The following is a 12740-nucleotide window of genomic DNA, read 5'->3' on the forward strand; positions in this document are numbered from 1 at the left end:
CCGGGCCGGAGCGGACCGCGGGTCACCAGCGCGTCAGCGGTGGAGTCGTCTCCGACGGCGGCTCCACCCAGGGCTGCTCGACCGACGCCCACACCACGAAGGCGACCGCCGCCACGAGCAGCATGAGCCACAGCAGCCGGCGCACCGCCCTTCTGCGCCGCAGCATGCGCCCACCGCGGCGGACGGCCTCTTCGTAGAGCTCGGGCGGGGCCGAGGGGGGCGTGCCGTCGTCCAGGAGGTGGCGGACCTCGGCCGCCTTGCGGTCGTACTGGTTCATGAGGGGGCCGCCTCACCCAGGGGGACGGTCGGCGCAGGGCCGCGCGGCGGGTGGAGCACCGTCTCCATGGCGCGGGCACAGATCGTCTCGACGCGTTCGGTGGGCAGGCCGAGCAGCGCCGCCGTCTGTTCCTCGGCGACGCCCTCGTAGAGCCGCAGCACGAGGATCAGCCGCTCCTGGGGCGTGAGCCGGGCCAGGACGCCGCCGTGACCGCGGTGCCTGCGCCAGGCGCCGCGCGCGAAGCGGACGGCGAGCTGCTGGCGGGTGCGGTCGTACGGGTCCTCGCCGCGCATGCGGTCCCACGTCGCGTACGAATGCGCGAGGGACGCGGTGAGCAGGGCACGCGCGCGTGGGTTGGCGTCCGGCGGCTCGGTGGTGAGCAGCGTCGCGGCATGCAGCAGCCGCCCTGCCGCGCCCGCGACGAACGCCTCGAACTCCCGGGCCCGGCGGGCGTTCAGGAACGCCTGCCGCTCGCGCACCGCGCCTCCCGCCTGGAGGGGACCGGGCCCCCGGTCTCATATGAGGCCAGGCACCTGGGCCAGGTCAAGAGGCGGGAACCCCCGGGAGTCAGGGCTCAGGGCTCAGGACTCGGGCGCGTCCGGAGTCGACTGCGAGGTCTGGCGGGCGGAGAGCGCTGAATTGAAGCGCGTGAGGAGCGTGCAGAAGCTTTCGCGCTCCTCCGGGGACCAGTCACCGGTCAGCTCGGCCATGAGGTCACGCCGGGAGGAGCGGACCTCGTTCAGGCGGGCCTCGCCGCGCGGCGAGAGCTGGAGCACCACGGCACGACCGTCCTCGGGGTGCGAGGTGCGCTTGACGAGCCCCGTGTCGACCAGCGGGGCGACCTGCCGGGTGACCGTCGAGGAGTCGATGCCCATGCTCGCCGCGAGCGCCTTGACGCCCATCGGCCCTTCTTTGTCGAGGCGGTTGAGCAGCAGGTACGCGGCGCGGTCCATGGAGTTGCGGACCTGTCCTACGCCGCCGAGGCGTGTCTGCTCCGCACGGCGGGCGAACACGGCCACCTGGTGCTGCAGCGTGTCGAGGAGGCCGGGATCGCTGGCGGTCGTCATGTCCGGAGTTGTGGGCATGGCCGGGGGCTCACTTCATGCGAGGGCGATGGGTTGGGGGACAGGGTACGCGGCCGGGACGCGGGGCGTACCGGCGCTGCGCAAACCAGTCTCGCCCCGTGGTCACCGCAGGAGGACCCCGGTGTGAACTGGGAGACTGGCGGTCATGAGCTACCGCACGCGTCACTCCTTGCCTTCGGTCACCCTCGACGATGTGCGCGGCGCCCAGAAGATGCTCTCGGGTGTGTCCAGGATGACGGCGATGGAAGGCAGCAGGCACCTTTCGCGCCTCGTGGGCTCGCCGGTTCACTTCAAGTGCGAGAACCTCCAGCGGACGGGCTCCTTCAAGCTGCGCGGCGCGTACGTCCGGATCGCCGGCCTGCTGCCCGAGGAGCGCGCGGCCGGGGTGGTCGCCGCGAGCGCGGGCAATCACGCGCAGGGCGTGGCCCTGGCGTCCTCGCTGCTCGGCGTGCGGTCCACGGTCTTCATGCCGGTGGGCGCGCCGCTCCCCAAGGTCGCGGCCACCCGGGAGTACGGCGCGGAGGTGCGGCTGCACGGCCAGGTCGTCGACGAGACGCTGGCCGCGGCCCAGGAGTACGCGGACGAGACGGGCGCGGTCTTCATCCACCCCTTCGACCACCCCGACATCATCGCGGGGCAGGGCACGGTGGGCCTGGAGATCCTGGAGCAGTGCCCCGAGCTGCGCACCCTGGTCCTGGGGGTCGGCGGCGGGCTCGCTGCGGGCATCGCGGTGGCCGTGAAGTCGCTGCGACCGGACGTCAAGGTGATCGGTGTGCAGGCGGCGGGTTCCGCGGCGTACCCGCCTTCGCTCGCGGCCGGGCACCCGGTGTCGATCGAGAACCCGGCGACGATGGCGGACGGCATCAAGGTCGGGCGCCCCGGCGACGTTCCGTTCAAGATCATCGATGAGCTCCTGGACGACGTGGTGACCGTCTCCGAGGACGAGCTGTCCAGCGCGCTGCTGCTCTGCCTGGAGCGGGCCAAGATGGTCGTCGAGCCGGCGGGCGCGAGCTCCGTCGCGGCGCTTCTGAGCAGGCCGCGGGATTTCGAGGGACCGGTGGTCGCGCTCCTGTCGGGCGGCAACGTCGATCCGCTCCTGATGCAGCGCATCCTGCGCCACGGGATGGCTGCGGCCGGCCGCTACCTGTCGCTGCGCCTGCGCCTGACGGACCGGCCGGGCGCGCTGGCCACGCTCCTCGGGGTGCTGTCGGTGGTCGACGCCAACGTCCTGGACGTTGGCCACGTGCGGACCGACCCGCGCCTCGGACTCACGGAGGTGGAGGTGGAGTTGCAGCTGGAGACCAAGGGGCCCGAGCACTGCACCGAGGTGGGCGCGGCACTGCGCGAGGCGGGCTACACCGTCATCGGCTGACGGCGCCCGCCCTCGGCTGACGACGCCCGCCCTCGGCCGAACACGTACGCCATCGGCTGACCGCGGCGAAAATCGCCTGCGTCGAGGTGCGGTCGCGCACTATTTTGCGTTGTCCACAGGCTCGCCAATCTCGTTGAACAGACGCGATGTATCGCGTTATGGTGTGTCTCACGTCACTGGTCACCGGGCGCTTGATACCCGGCAAATCTAAGCTTTTCCGTAGGAAGTCACCCAAACCACTGGGAGAACCCACATGCCAGGCGCCATCTACGCCGAAGGCCTTGTGAAGACCTTCGGCGACGTAAGGGCTCTGGACGGCGTCGATCTGGATGTCCCGGAAGGCACCGTGCTCGGCCTCCTCGGGCCGAACGGCGCGGGCAAGACCACGGCGGTGCGCTGTCTGACGACGCTTCTGACGCCGGACCGGGGCCGCGCGGTCGTCGCGGGCATCGACGTACTGAAGCATCCGAACGAAGTGCGGCGGTCGATCGGCCTCTCCGGCCAGTTCGCCGCCGTCGACGAGTATCTGACGGGCCGCGAGAACCTCCAGATGGTCGGCCAGCTCTACCAGATGAGGGCTAAAGAGGCGAAGGTCAGGGCGGGTGAGCTGCTCGACCGCTTCAATCTCGCCGACGCCGCGGATCGCCCCTCCAAGACGTATTCGGGAGGCATGCGCCGCCGCCTCGACCTCGCGGCCGCGCTCGTCGTGTCGCCCCCGGTGATGTTCATGGACGAGCCGACCACGGGCCTGGACCCGCGCAACCGGCAGCAGCTCTGGGAGGTCATCCAGGAGCTGGTGTCCGGCGGCACGACCCTGCTGCTCACCACGCAGTACCTCGAAGAGGCCGATCACCTGGCGCACGACATCTGCGTCATCGACCACGGCCGGGTCATCGCGCGCGGCACCTCCGACCATCTCAAGGCGCAGACCGGCGGCGAGCGCGTCGAGGTCGTGGTGCACGAGCGCGAGGACATCACCTCGGCCACGGAGGTCCTGCGCGGCCTCGGCAAGGGCGAGGTCGCCGTCGAGGACCACACCCGCAAGCTCACGGTCCCCGTCTCCGGCGGCGCCAAGCTGCTCGCCGAGGTCATCCGCGAGCTGGACGCCCGCGGAATCGAGATCGACGACATCGGCCTGCGCCGCCCGACCCTGGACGACGTGTTCATCTCGCTGACGGGCCACGCGGCCGAGACGGCGCCGAACGGCGAGAACGGCGAAGACGACGCGACCGACGAGAGCGGCGCGACCAGCGCGGACGTCAAGGACAAGGGGGACGCGAAGTGAGCGCCGTATCCGACACCCGACAGACCCTGGCGCCTCGCCCCAAGGGCGGCATCGTCCAGTCGGCCAGGGACTCGCTGGTCGTGGCCCGCAGGAACCTGATCCGCATGACCAGGATTCCCGAGATGATCCTCTTCGGGGTCATCCAGCCGGTGATGTTCGTGGTCCTGTTCACGTACGTCTTCGGCGGGTCCATCAACATCCCGGGCGCACCCGCGGGCAGCGCGAGCGCCTACAAGGAATTCCTGATGGCGGGCATCTTCGCGCAGACCGTCACCTTCGCCACGGCAGGCGCGGGCGCGGGCATCGCCGACGACATGCACAAGGGCCTGATCGACCGCTTCCGGTCGCTGCCGATGGCGCGGGGCGCCGTCCTGACCGGCCGCACCCTCGCGGATCTGGTGCAGACGGCCGTGACCCTGGCCGTGCTCGCGGCCGTGGCCCTGCTCGTCGGCTGGCGCACGCACGAGAACCTGGGCAAGGTCCTCGCCGGCTTCGGCCTGCTCCTGCTGCTCGGCTATGCGTTCACGTGGATCGGCGCACTGATCGGCCTGTCCGTCAGGACCCCCGAGGCCGCGACCTCGGGCGGGCTGATCTGGCTCTTTCCGCTGACATTCATCTCGAACGCGTTCGTGCCGGTCAACGGCATGCCGAAGTTCCTTCAGTACGTCGCCGAATGGAACCCGTTCAGTGCCACGGTGGCGGCGGCCCGAGAGCTGTTCGGCAACACGATCGAAGGAGTGCCGAAGTCGGTCACCGGAGCCTGGCCGATGGAGCACCCCGTCTGGGCCTCGCTGATCTGGTCCGTGCTCATCATCGTGGCGTTCCGCACGCTCGCGGTCCGCAAGTACCGCCGGGCGGACGGCTGATCGGACGGTTGATCACGCGAAAGGCCCCCCGCACGCTCGGTGCGGGGGGCCTTCCGTGTCGCCGACGCGGGCCTCAGGCCTGGTACGGCTTCGCCTGAAGGATCTTCACCGAGGCGAGCTTGCCGTTCGGCAGTTCGTACTGAGCGTCCTCGCCGATCTTCTTGCCGTTCACGCCGCTGCCGAGCGGGGACTGCGGCGAGTACGTCTCGATGTCGGAGCTCGCGTACTCGCGCGAGGCGAGGAGGAACGTCACGGTGTCGTCCTCGTCACCGTCGAAGGCGATCGTCACGACCATGCCGGGCGCGACCACGCCGTCCGCGGCCGGCGCCTCGCCGACCTTGGCGTGCTCCAGGAGCTGGGTCAGCTGGCGGACGCGGAGCTCCTGCTTGCCCTGCTCCTCCTTGGCCGCGTGGTACCCGCCGTTCTCGCGCAGGTCGCCCTCCTCACGTGCCGCCGCGATCTTCGTAGCGATCTCGGTGCGCGCGGGACCAGACAGGTACTCCAGCTCGGCCTTGAGCTGGTTGTACGCCTCCTGGGTCAGCCAGGTGACGTTCTCGCTGGTCTGGGTCACAGGTGCTCCTCGTAGGTACTGGGAATACAAAGCATCGCCCTACCCAGAAGGATGTTCCCTAACGGGTGGGCGAAACCACGAGCCTAACAATTCAGGCGCGTGAGGGGGAGGACATAAGCCATCAGAAATACGTCGACGCAGGTGAGCCCCGGTACAGACGGGGCGTCGGCCGGTCAGCGTGACGCGAGGGACCGGCCGAGGCGGGCCGGAGTCAGTCGGAGTGGCAGCCGAGCAGCTCGGCGCTCGTCCCCTGCGCCTTCGTGCGCAGCGTGACGACCTTGTCGATCCGGCCCTCGTGCTGGTCGAAGCGGAAGTCGGCGCGACCCACCTCTTCGCCGTCCTCGGCCTGGGAACGCAGGGTGCAGTACCCCTTGGCGTCCGCGTCCTTGCGCACCTCCAGGTGCACCTTGACCGCACTGTCGGAGACGACGTCGAACTTGATCACTTCGCCGCTGACCTTGGTGCCGGAGACGTAGTCGTACCCGAACCAGCCGATCATCAGGAGGAAGAGCACACCGAGGACCGAGCCGATGACCTTCAGCTTCCGGTCCGCGCGCTCGTCGGCCGTGCGCTCGCGGCCGTACCGGCCATCGGGGAGCTTCTCGCTCACGGCCGCCATGATCGTCCTCCAGTAAAAGGGGATGCCGGAATTTTCTGTCCCCCGGTTCCGTCACTATAGAAGCCGTTCATTGCGCCGAATTGACCAGGGCGGCGCCGGATCACTGAGGATCGAGTCTTGACTGAGCAGCTGCGACTGATGGCCGTGCACGCCCACCCCGACGACGAGTCGTCGAAGGGCGCGGCCACCATGGCCAAGTACGTGTCCGAGGGGGTGGACGTGCACGTCGTGACCTGCACGGGCGGGGAGCGCGGCGACATCCTCAACCCCAAGCTCCAGGGTGACAAGTACATCCAGGAGAACATCCACGAGGTGCGCCGGAAGGAGATGGACGAGGCCCGCGAGATCCTCGGCGTCAAGCAGGACTGGCTCGGCTTCGTCGACTCGGGCCTGCCCGAGGGCGACCCGCTGCCGCCGCTTCCCGAGGGCTGCTTCGCCCTGGAGGACGTGGACAAGGCGGCCGGCGAGCTGGTCCGGCAGATCCGCTCCTTCCGCCCGCAGGTCATCACGACCTACGACGAGAACGGCGGCTACCCGCACCCCGACCACATCATGACCCACAAGATCACGATGGTGGCGTTCGACGGTGCGGCGGACGCCGAGAAGTACCCCGAGAGCGAGTACGGCCCGGTCTTCCAGCCGCAGAAGCTGTACTACAACCAGGGCTTCAACCGGCCGCGCACCGAGGCGCTCCACCAGGCCATGCTCGACAAGGGCCTGGAATCGCCCTACGGGGACTGGCTGAAGCGATGGGACGAGTTCGAGCGGGTCGAGCGCACGCTGACCACGCACGTTCCCTGCGCCGACTTCTACGAGGTCCGCGACCGGGCGCTGATCGCGCACGCCACGCAGATCGACCCCGAGGGCGGCTGGTTCCGGGTGCCCATGGAGCTCCAGAAGGAGGTCTGGCCCACGGAGGAGTACGAGCTCGCGAAGTCGCTCGTCGATACATCCCTCCCCGAGGACGACCTCTTTGCGGGCATCCGCGACAATGCCTAGCGTGAACGTACATCTGGCAATGACGCATCTCGTCCCTCTCGCCAAAGAGGTCGACGATGACAAGGTGACCCCGGGTGTTCTCGGGTTCATCGTCTTCGCGGTGATGGCTGTCGCCGTCTGGGGGCTGATGAAGTCGATGAACAAGCACATGCGGAAGGTCGACTTCAAGGAGCCCGCGGAGTCGGCCCCCGGTGAGGCGAAGCCCGCCGAGGCCGAGTCCCGCAAGGGCTAGCCCGCCTTCGCCACCGTCACTCCCATCACCTCTCGGGAGTGACGGTCCGGCACCATGCCCAGGCGCCAGGCCTGCCAGCCCGCCTCCAGGTCGGCGCCGCGCTCCAGGAGCAGACCGAACGCCTCCATGTAGTCGTCCAGCTTGCCGTCGCGCGTCGGATGCCCGGCGCGCGCCAGCTGGCTGAGCTCCTCCTGGGCGACGGCGGTGCCGATCTCCCAGCCGCCGGGCGATCCGTACGGCAGCAGCGTGCAGCGCAGGAAGCGGGCCCAGTCCTCGCCCCTGCGGTCGCCGTACGACGCGAACAGCGCGGCCGCCTCGTCGCACAGGGCCAGCGCCTGCTGGGCCCGCGTGTTCCCGGCGTCCACGACCGCGAGCTCCAGGCACGTCCAGGCCTCGCCGTGCGCGACGCCGATGCGCTGGAAGTCGGCGCGGGCGTCCACCAGGAGCTGGCGGGCGAAGCCGGAGTTGCGCAGCGAGCCCGTCTGCGCGGCACGCTGGTCGCGGGTCACCCGGGCCGAGTGGTGGCGGGCGCAGGCCAGGCCGTACACGTCGCGCATCCGCGAGAACATCGTCCGTGAGCGCTCCAGCTCACGCACCGCCTGGTCGAGGCTGCCCGCCTCCTCCAGGGCCTGGCCCAGGTAGTAGGCGCTCCACGCCTCGCCGCGCGCGTCCTCGTTGTCGCGGTGCCGGGACACCGCCTGCCGCAGCCCGTCGACGGCGGCCGACGCGTCGCCGTCCACCAGGCGGGCCCGCGCGAGCTGCGTCAGGGCCCAGGCCTCGCCGCGGCCGTCCCGCGTGCGCCCGTACAGGTCCAGGGCGCCCCGCAGCTGCTCCTGTGCGCGCGGTACGTCGCCCATGCGCAGGCAGAGCTGCCCGAGCTGGAAGTGCGCCCAGGCCTCCCCGTGCAGGGAGTCGTTCTCGCGGTGCAGGGTCAGGGAGGCCTCCAGGAGGCCCAGCGCCTTGTTGAGGTTGGAGCGGTCGCGCTCCACCGCGGCGAGGGCGTGCATCGTCCAGGCGCGGTCACCGGCGAGTTCGTCGGCGCCCTGCAGTTCGAGGGCCTCGCTCAGGCGCGCGGCCGCCTCCGTCAGATTGCCCTGGTGGTGCAGGGTGATCCCCAGCGAACACAGGGCGAGGGCGGCGCCCGCGTCCTGGTGCGCCTCCATGTAGAGGTCCACGACCGACGTCAGGGTGGTCCGCGCCTGGTCGAGCTCGCCGAGCTGACGGGACGCGATGCCGGTGCGCCACCGCACGCTCCGGGAGAGAAGGCCCTGGTCGACGGCTTGCGTCAGCTCGCTGATCTCGCCCAGGCGGTAGAGGTCGCCGCGCAGCAGGCAGTAGTCGCACAACGCGCCCAGGAGATGCAGCACCGCCTCCTGGTCGACGCCCTCCGCGTGCCGCAGGGCCGCCGTGATGAAGCTCGACTCGTCGTCCAGCCAGCGCAGGGCCGCTTCGAGCGAGGAGAAGCCGTGCCGGTCGAACTGGCCGGCCCGCGTCGACATCTTCCCGTCGACCAGGCGGATCACCGACCCGGCGAGCTCGCTGTAGCTGACGACCAGGCGTTCCTGCGCGGCGGTGCGCTCGGCGGGCTCCTCCTCGTCGATGAGCCGGGCGAGCGCGAAGGCGCGTACGAGGTCGTGCAGGCGGTAGCGGCTGCCGCGGACCTGATCGACGAGGCCCGCGCGGGAGAGCGCGGTCAGCTGGCGGGCCGCCTCCTGCTCGTCGGCGCCGAGCAGGGCAGCGGCGGCGGCCGCCCCCATGGAGGCGCGCCCGGCCAGCGCGAGCCTGCGCAGGAGACGCCGGGCGGGCTCGGACTGGTCGGTGTAGCGCAGCCACAGGACGCGCTCCACGGGCGCGACCTTCTCGAAGGGGCCGTACGCGGCCAGGTCGGCGGCGAGTTGGCGTGTCGTGCGCGCGCCGATGGAGGACCCGGCGACGCGCAGGGCGAGCGGCAGACCGCCGCACAACTCCCGTACGGCGTCGGCGGATTCGGCGTCGTAGGGCCCGGAGGTGTCCTCCGCGGACTCCCGCAGGAGCTGCTCCGAGCCCGCCGCGTCGAGGGGCTCCACGGGCAGCTGGTGCACCCAGGCGGGAAGGTCGGCCGCGAGTTCCAGGGGCTTGCGCGTGGTGACGAGGACGAGGCTGTCGGAGCGCTCGGGCACCAGGGTGCGCACCTGCTCCGGGTCGCTCGCGTCGTTGAGGACGATGGTCACGGGGAGCCCGGTCAGATACTGGTGGTAGAGCTCGCTGAGCCGCTTGACCTGCTGTTCCTGCGAGGAACGCTCACGGAACAGGAGCTGCTCGCGCGGGGCGCCCAATCGATTCAGCAGATGCAGGAGCGCGTCCCGCGTGGACAGCGGCTGGGAGCTCTCGCCCCGCAGGTCGACGACGCAGGCGCCCCGGAACTGGTCCCGCAGATCGTGCGCGGCCCGCACGGCGAGCGAGGAGCGCCCGGAGCCGGGCGCGCCGTGCAGCACGACGACGGTGGGCCGCGTCTCGGTGCTGGCCCGTGCGGCGTGCACCCACTGGGCGACACGCGCGAGCTCCGTGCGCCGCCCGGCGAACGGGCCCTCTGGCTGCGGCAGTTGGGCGAAGGACTGCTCCAGTACGGTTCGCCTGCGGGCCGCCGCGCTCTTGTCCGTGCCGCGCAGCTGCGGCGAGGTCTTCTTCTTGCCGGAGGGGGCCTGCAGCACGCGCTGCTGGTCGAGGAAGGGCCGGATGCCCCGCACCTCCAGGGCGGTGAGCCACTGCAGCCGCAACTGTTCGGGCCCGCCCGGCTGGCTGATGGCACCGGCGCGGCGGCTGGCCGCGGGCACATGGGCGGCGGTGACCTTCACGACGGTGGTGGCCGCGCCGACGAGGGCGACGGCGGCGCCCGCGCCCATGGCGGTCGAGACCCCGGTCCCGAGGACGAGGTCGGCGAGACACGCGCCCACGGCCGCGACGGCCGCCACCAGCAGGGGAGTTCCCGCCCCCTCTCTGGCGTACCGCTGCCCGAAGGAGAGCTGCCCGGCCTCCGCCTCGTCCACTGCCTGCGTGTAGGCGGCGTACTCCTCGCCGGCGGTCTGCCCCATGGCGTCCAGCGCGCCCCGGGCCCGCGAGAGCAGCACGCCCCCGTCGATACGCCCGCCGGAGCGCCGCACCTCTTCTTCCACCGCCCGCACCAACAGCCGCTCGGCCTCGGCCCGATGGCTGTCCCGCATATGGCTCCCCCTCCGAGTGCAATGGTCACCTGCGGCCACAAGTGTCCTGCGTACGGGCCTCCGACGCGAGGGAGTCCACGGATCACGTGGGCCAGTTCCCGGATCCGCGGGCCAGGTGCGCGAGGATGGAAGGTATGCCGAACCGACTGGCCCATGAGACGTCCCCCTACCTCCTTCAGCACGCCGACAACCCCGTCGACTGGTGGCCCTGGTCGGCGGAGGCCTTCGCACAGGCCCGTGAGCGGGGCGTGCCCGTGCTGCTCAGCGTGGGGTACAGCAGTTGCCACTGGTGCCACGTCATGGCGCACGAGTCCTTCGAGGACGCCGACACGGCCGCCTTCCTGAACGAGCACTTCGTCAACGTCAAGGTCGACCGTGAGGAGCGGCCCGACATCGACGCCGTCTACATGGAGGCCGTACAGGCCGCCACCGGGCAGGGCGGCTGGCCCATGACCGTCTTCCTGACGCCCGACGCCGAGCCCTTCTACTTCGGCACGTACTTCCCGCCCGAGCCGCGCCACGGCATGCCCTCCTTCCAGCAGGTCGCCGACGGGGTCCGGCGCGCCTGGGCGGACCGTCGCGACGAGGTCAACGACGTCGCCGGGAAGATCGTGCGGGACCTCGCCGACCGGCAGCTCGCGTTCGGCGCGGACGAGCTGCCCGGCGAGGACGAACTCGCCCAGGCGCTGCTCGGCCTCACCCGCGACTACGACGCCTCGCGCGGCGGCTTCGGCGGCGCCCCCAAGTTCCCGCCGTCCATGGTCGTCGAGTTCCTGCTGCGGCACTACGCCCGCACCGGCTCGGAGGGCGCCCTGCAGATGGCGGCCGACACCTGCGAGCGGATGGCGCGCGGCGGGATCTACGACCAGCTCGGCGGCGGCTTCGCGCGCTACTCCGTGGACCGCGAGTGGGTGGTGCCCCACTTCGAGAAGATGCTCTACGACAACGCGCTGCTCTGCCGGGTCTACGCCCACCTGTGGAGGGCCACGGGCTCCGACCTCGCCCGGCGCGTCGCCCTGGAGACCGCCGACTTCATGGTGCGCGAACTGCGCACGAACGAGGGCGGTTTCGCCTCGGCGCTCGACGCGGACAGCGAGGACCCCGCGACCGGCAAGCACGTCGAGGGCGCGTACTACGTCTGGACGCCGGAGCAGCTCCGCGAGGTGCTCGGCGACGCGGACGCCGAGCTGGCCGTCACGTACTTCGGGGTGACCGAGGAAGGCACCTTCGAGGAAGGTGCCTCGGTGCTCCAACTTCCGGCGCAGGCAGGGGTGGTGGCCGACGCCGAGCGGCTCGGTTCCATCCGGGAGCGGCTGCTCGCGGCCCGCTCGCGGCGGCCCGCGCCCGGCCGTGACGACAAGGTCGTCGCCGCCTGGAACGGACTCGCCGTCGCCGCGCTCGCCGAGGTCGGCGCCTACTTCGACCGGCCCGACCTGGTGGCCGCCGCGGTAGGTGCCGGTGACCTTCTCGTACGGCTCCACATGGACGACCGGGCGCGGCTCTCCCGTACGTCCAGGGACGGTCAAGTCGGCGCCAACGCGGGCGTGTTGGAGGACTACGCCGATGTCGCCGAGGGCTTCCTCGCGCTGGCCTCCGTGACGGGGGAGGGGGTCTGGCTGGAGTTCGCCGGATTCCTTCTCGACCACGTGCTCGACCAGTTCCTGGACGCGGAGTCCGGGTCCCTGTACGACACCGCCGCGGACGCCGAGCAGTTGATCCGGCGGCCGCAGGACCCCACGGACAACGCGGTGCCGTCCGGGTGGACGGCTGCCGCGGGGGCGCTGCTCTCGTACGCGGCGCAGACCGGGGCCGAGCCGCATCGCCTCGCGGCGGAGCGGGCGCTCGGCGTGGTGAAGGGGCTCGCGCCTCGGGCGCCCCGGTTCATCGGGCACGGCCTCGCGGTGGCCGAGGCGGCGCTGGACGGCCCCCGTGAGGTCGCGGTGATCGGGCCGGTCGGTGGGGAGCTGCACCGCACCGCTTTGCTGGGGACGGCGCCGGGGGCTGTCGTCGCTGTCGGCCCCGCGGGCGGCGGGGAGTTTCCGCTGCTCGCAGGGAGGGAGCTGCCTGCGGCCTATGTCTGCCGGCGGTTCGTCTGCGACGCGCCCACCACTGACGTGGGGGAGCTGGCGGCGAAGCTGTCGGGCTGAGGCTGTGCCGGGGTTCGGGCGGGCCCTGCGGGGCTCTCCCCAACCCCGCCCCTTCCCGAAACTGGGGCTCCGCCCCAGACCCCGCTC

12 protein-coding genes are annotated in these 12740 nt (G+C 71.3%); 6 read left to right on the forward strand and 6 right to left on the reverse strand.

The window, feature by feature from the left end; genetic code table 11:
- Window positions 1-22 precede the first annotated feature (22 nt).
- The 3 genes from AB0I66_RS18495 to AB0I66_RS18505 all read right to left on the reverse strand — a co-directional run bounded on the left by AB0I66_RS18495 (window position 23) and on the right by AB0I66_RS18505 (window position 1362).
- Window positions 23-277: a hypothetical protein gene (locus AB0I66_RS18495; protein WP_363208923.1), complete on the reverse strand. Its 255-nt coding sequence runs from the start codon at window positions 275-277 to the stop codon at window positions 23-25.
- Window positions 274-756 carry a sigma factor-like helix-turn-helix DNA-binding protein gene (locus AB0I66_RS18500; protein WP_363208924.1) on the reverse strand — a complete coding sequence of 161 codons (483 nt, stop codon included), beginning with the start codon at window positions 754-756 and terminating at the stop codon, window positions 274-276. The genes AB0I66_RS18495 and AB0I66_RS18500 overlap by 4 nt, the downstream gene beginning before the upstream one ends.
- Window positions 757-858: 102 nt before the next feature.
- Window positions 859-1362, reverse strand: coding sequence for a MarR family transcriptional regulator (locus tag AB0I66_RS18505; protein WP_363208925.1), 504 nt, complete (start codon window positions 1360-1362; stop codon window positions 859-861).
- A 145-nt stretch (window positions 1363-1507) separates the two neighbouring features.
- Here AB0I66_RS18505 and ilvA point away from each other — a divergent pair, with 145 nt between their 5' ends.
- The 3 genes from ilvA to AB0I66_RS18520 all read left to right on the forward strand — a co-directional run bounded on the left by ilvA (window position 1508) and on the right by AB0I66_RS18520 (window position 4885).
- The gene (gene ilvA / locus AB0I66_RS18510; RefSeq protein WP_363208926.1) at window positions 1508-2734 is read left to right on the forward strand and encodes a threonine ammonia-lyase; all 1227 of its coding nucleotides are present in this window, start codon (window positions 1508-1510) and stop codon (window positions 2732-2734) included.
- Between the two features lie 253 nt (window positions 2735-2987).
- Window positions 2988-4019 (forward strand): ATP-binding cassette domain-containing protein, encoded by a 1032-nt coding sequence (locus tag AB0I66_RS18515; protein WP_363208927.1) that lies wholly within the window; start codon window positions 2988-2990, stop codon window positions 4017-4019.
- Window positions 4016-4885: an ABC transporter permease gene (locus tag AB0I66_RS18520; RefSeq protein ID WP_363208928.1), complete on the forward strand. Its 870-nt coding sequence runs from the start codon at window positions 4016-4018 to the stop codon at window positions 4883-4885. Before AB0I66_RS18515 ends, AB0I66_RS18520 begins: the two co-directional genes overlap by 4 nt.
- A gap of 73 nt (window positions 4886-4958) precedes the next feature.
- On the opposite strand, the gene greA is transcribed toward AB0I66_RS18520, so the two are convergent.
- Both greA and AB0I66_RS18530 read right to left on the reverse strand, forming a co-directional pair.
- Window positions 4959-5456 carry a transcription elongation factor GreA gene (gene greA, locus AB0I66_RS18525; RefSeq protein ID WP_363208929.1) on the reverse strand — a complete coding sequence of 166 codons (498 nt, stop codon included), beginning with the start codon at window positions 5454-5456 and terminating at the stop codon, window positions 4959-4961.
- A 211-nt stretch (window positions 5457-5667) separates the two neighbouring features.
- A complete protein-coding gene (locus AB0I66_RS18530) occupies window positions 5668-6075 on the reverse strand; it encodes a DUF4307 domain-containing protein (RefSeq protein ID WP_363208930.1) in 408 nt (135 codons plus the stop codon).
- Window positions 6076-6192: 117 nt separating this feature from the next.
- Here AB0I66_RS18530 and mca point away from each other — a divergent pair, with 117 nt between their 5' ends.
- Together mca and AB0I66_RS18540 are read left to right on the forward strand one after the other, a co-directional pair.
- Window positions 6193-7074 carry a mycothiol conjugate amidase Mca gene (gene mca / locus AB0I66_RS18535; protein ID WP_361832898.1) on the forward strand — a complete coding sequence of 294 codons (882 nt, stop codon included), beginning with the start codon at window positions 6193-6195 and terminating at the stop codon, window positions 7072-7074.
- A 19-nt stretch (window positions 7075-7093) separates the two neighbouring features.
- Complete coding sequence (locus tag AB0I66_RS18540) at window positions 7094-7306, forward strand: hypothetical protein (RefSeq protein ID WP_363209389.1); 213 nt, start codon at window positions 7094-7096, stop codon at window positions 7304-7306.
- Here the strand turns inward: AB0I66_RS18540 and AB0I66_RS18545 are convergent.
- Window positions 7303-10506, reverse strand: a complete 3204-nt coding sequence (locus tag AB0I66_RS18545; RefSeq protein ID WP_363208931.1) for a tetratricopeptide repeat protein — start codon at window positions 10504-10506, stop codon at window positions 7303-7305. The two genes, AB0I66_RS18540 and AB0I66_RS18545, sit on opposite strands and share 4 nt — an antisense overlap.
- Window positions 10507-10640: 134 nt before the next feature.
- Between AB0I66_RS18545 and AB0I66_RS18550 the strand changes: the two genes are divergently transcribed.
- On the forward strand, window positions 10641-12653 hold the full coding sequence (locus AB0I66_RS18550) for a thioredoxin domain-containing protein (protein ID WP_363208932.1): 2013 nt from the start codon (window positions 10641-10643) through the stop codon (window positions 12651-12653).
- The last annotated feature ends 87 nt before the right edge of the window (window positions 12654-12740 follow it).

This window comes from Streptomyces sp. NPDC050439 (genome assembly GCF_040655335.1).
GTDB lineage: Bacteria > Actinomycetota > Actinomycetes > Streptomycetales > Streptomycetaceae > Streptomyces.

Bases quoted from the DNA above. Each gene is read 5' to 3' on its own strand.
- AB0I66_RS18495 (WP_363208923.1), bottom strand. From the start codon at position 277: ATGAACCAGTACGACCGCAAGGCGGCCGAGGTCCGCCACCTCCTGGAC.
- AB0I66_RS18505 (WP_363208925.1), bottom strand. From the start codon at position 1,362: ATGCCCACAACTCCGGACATGACGACCGCCAGCGATCCCGGCCTCCTC.
- ilvA (WP_363208926.1), top strand. From the start codon at position 1,508: ATGAGCTACCGCACGCGTCACTCCTTGCCTTCGGTCACCCTCGACGAT.
- AB0I66_RS18515 (WP_363208927.1), top strand. From the start codon at position 2,988: ATGCCAGGCGCCATCTACGCCGAAGGCCTTGTGAAGACCTTCGGCGAC.
- AB0I66_RS18530 (WP_363208930.1), bottom strand. From the start codon at position 6,075: ATGGCGGCCGTGAGCGAGAAGCTCCCCGATGGCCGGTACGGCCGCGAG.
- AB0I66_RS18540 (WP_363209389.1), top strand. From the start codon at position 7,094: ATGACGCATCTCGTCCCTCTCGCCAAAGAGGTCGACGATGACAAGGTG.
- AB0I66_RS18545 (WP_363208931.1), bottom strand. From the start codon at position 10,506: ATGCGGGACAGCCATCGGGCCGAGGCCGAGCGGCTGTTGGTGCGGGCG.
- AB0I66_RS18550 (WP_363208932.1), top strand. From the start codon at position 10,641: ATGCCGAACCGACTGGCCCATGAGACGTCCCCCTACCTCCTTCAGCAC.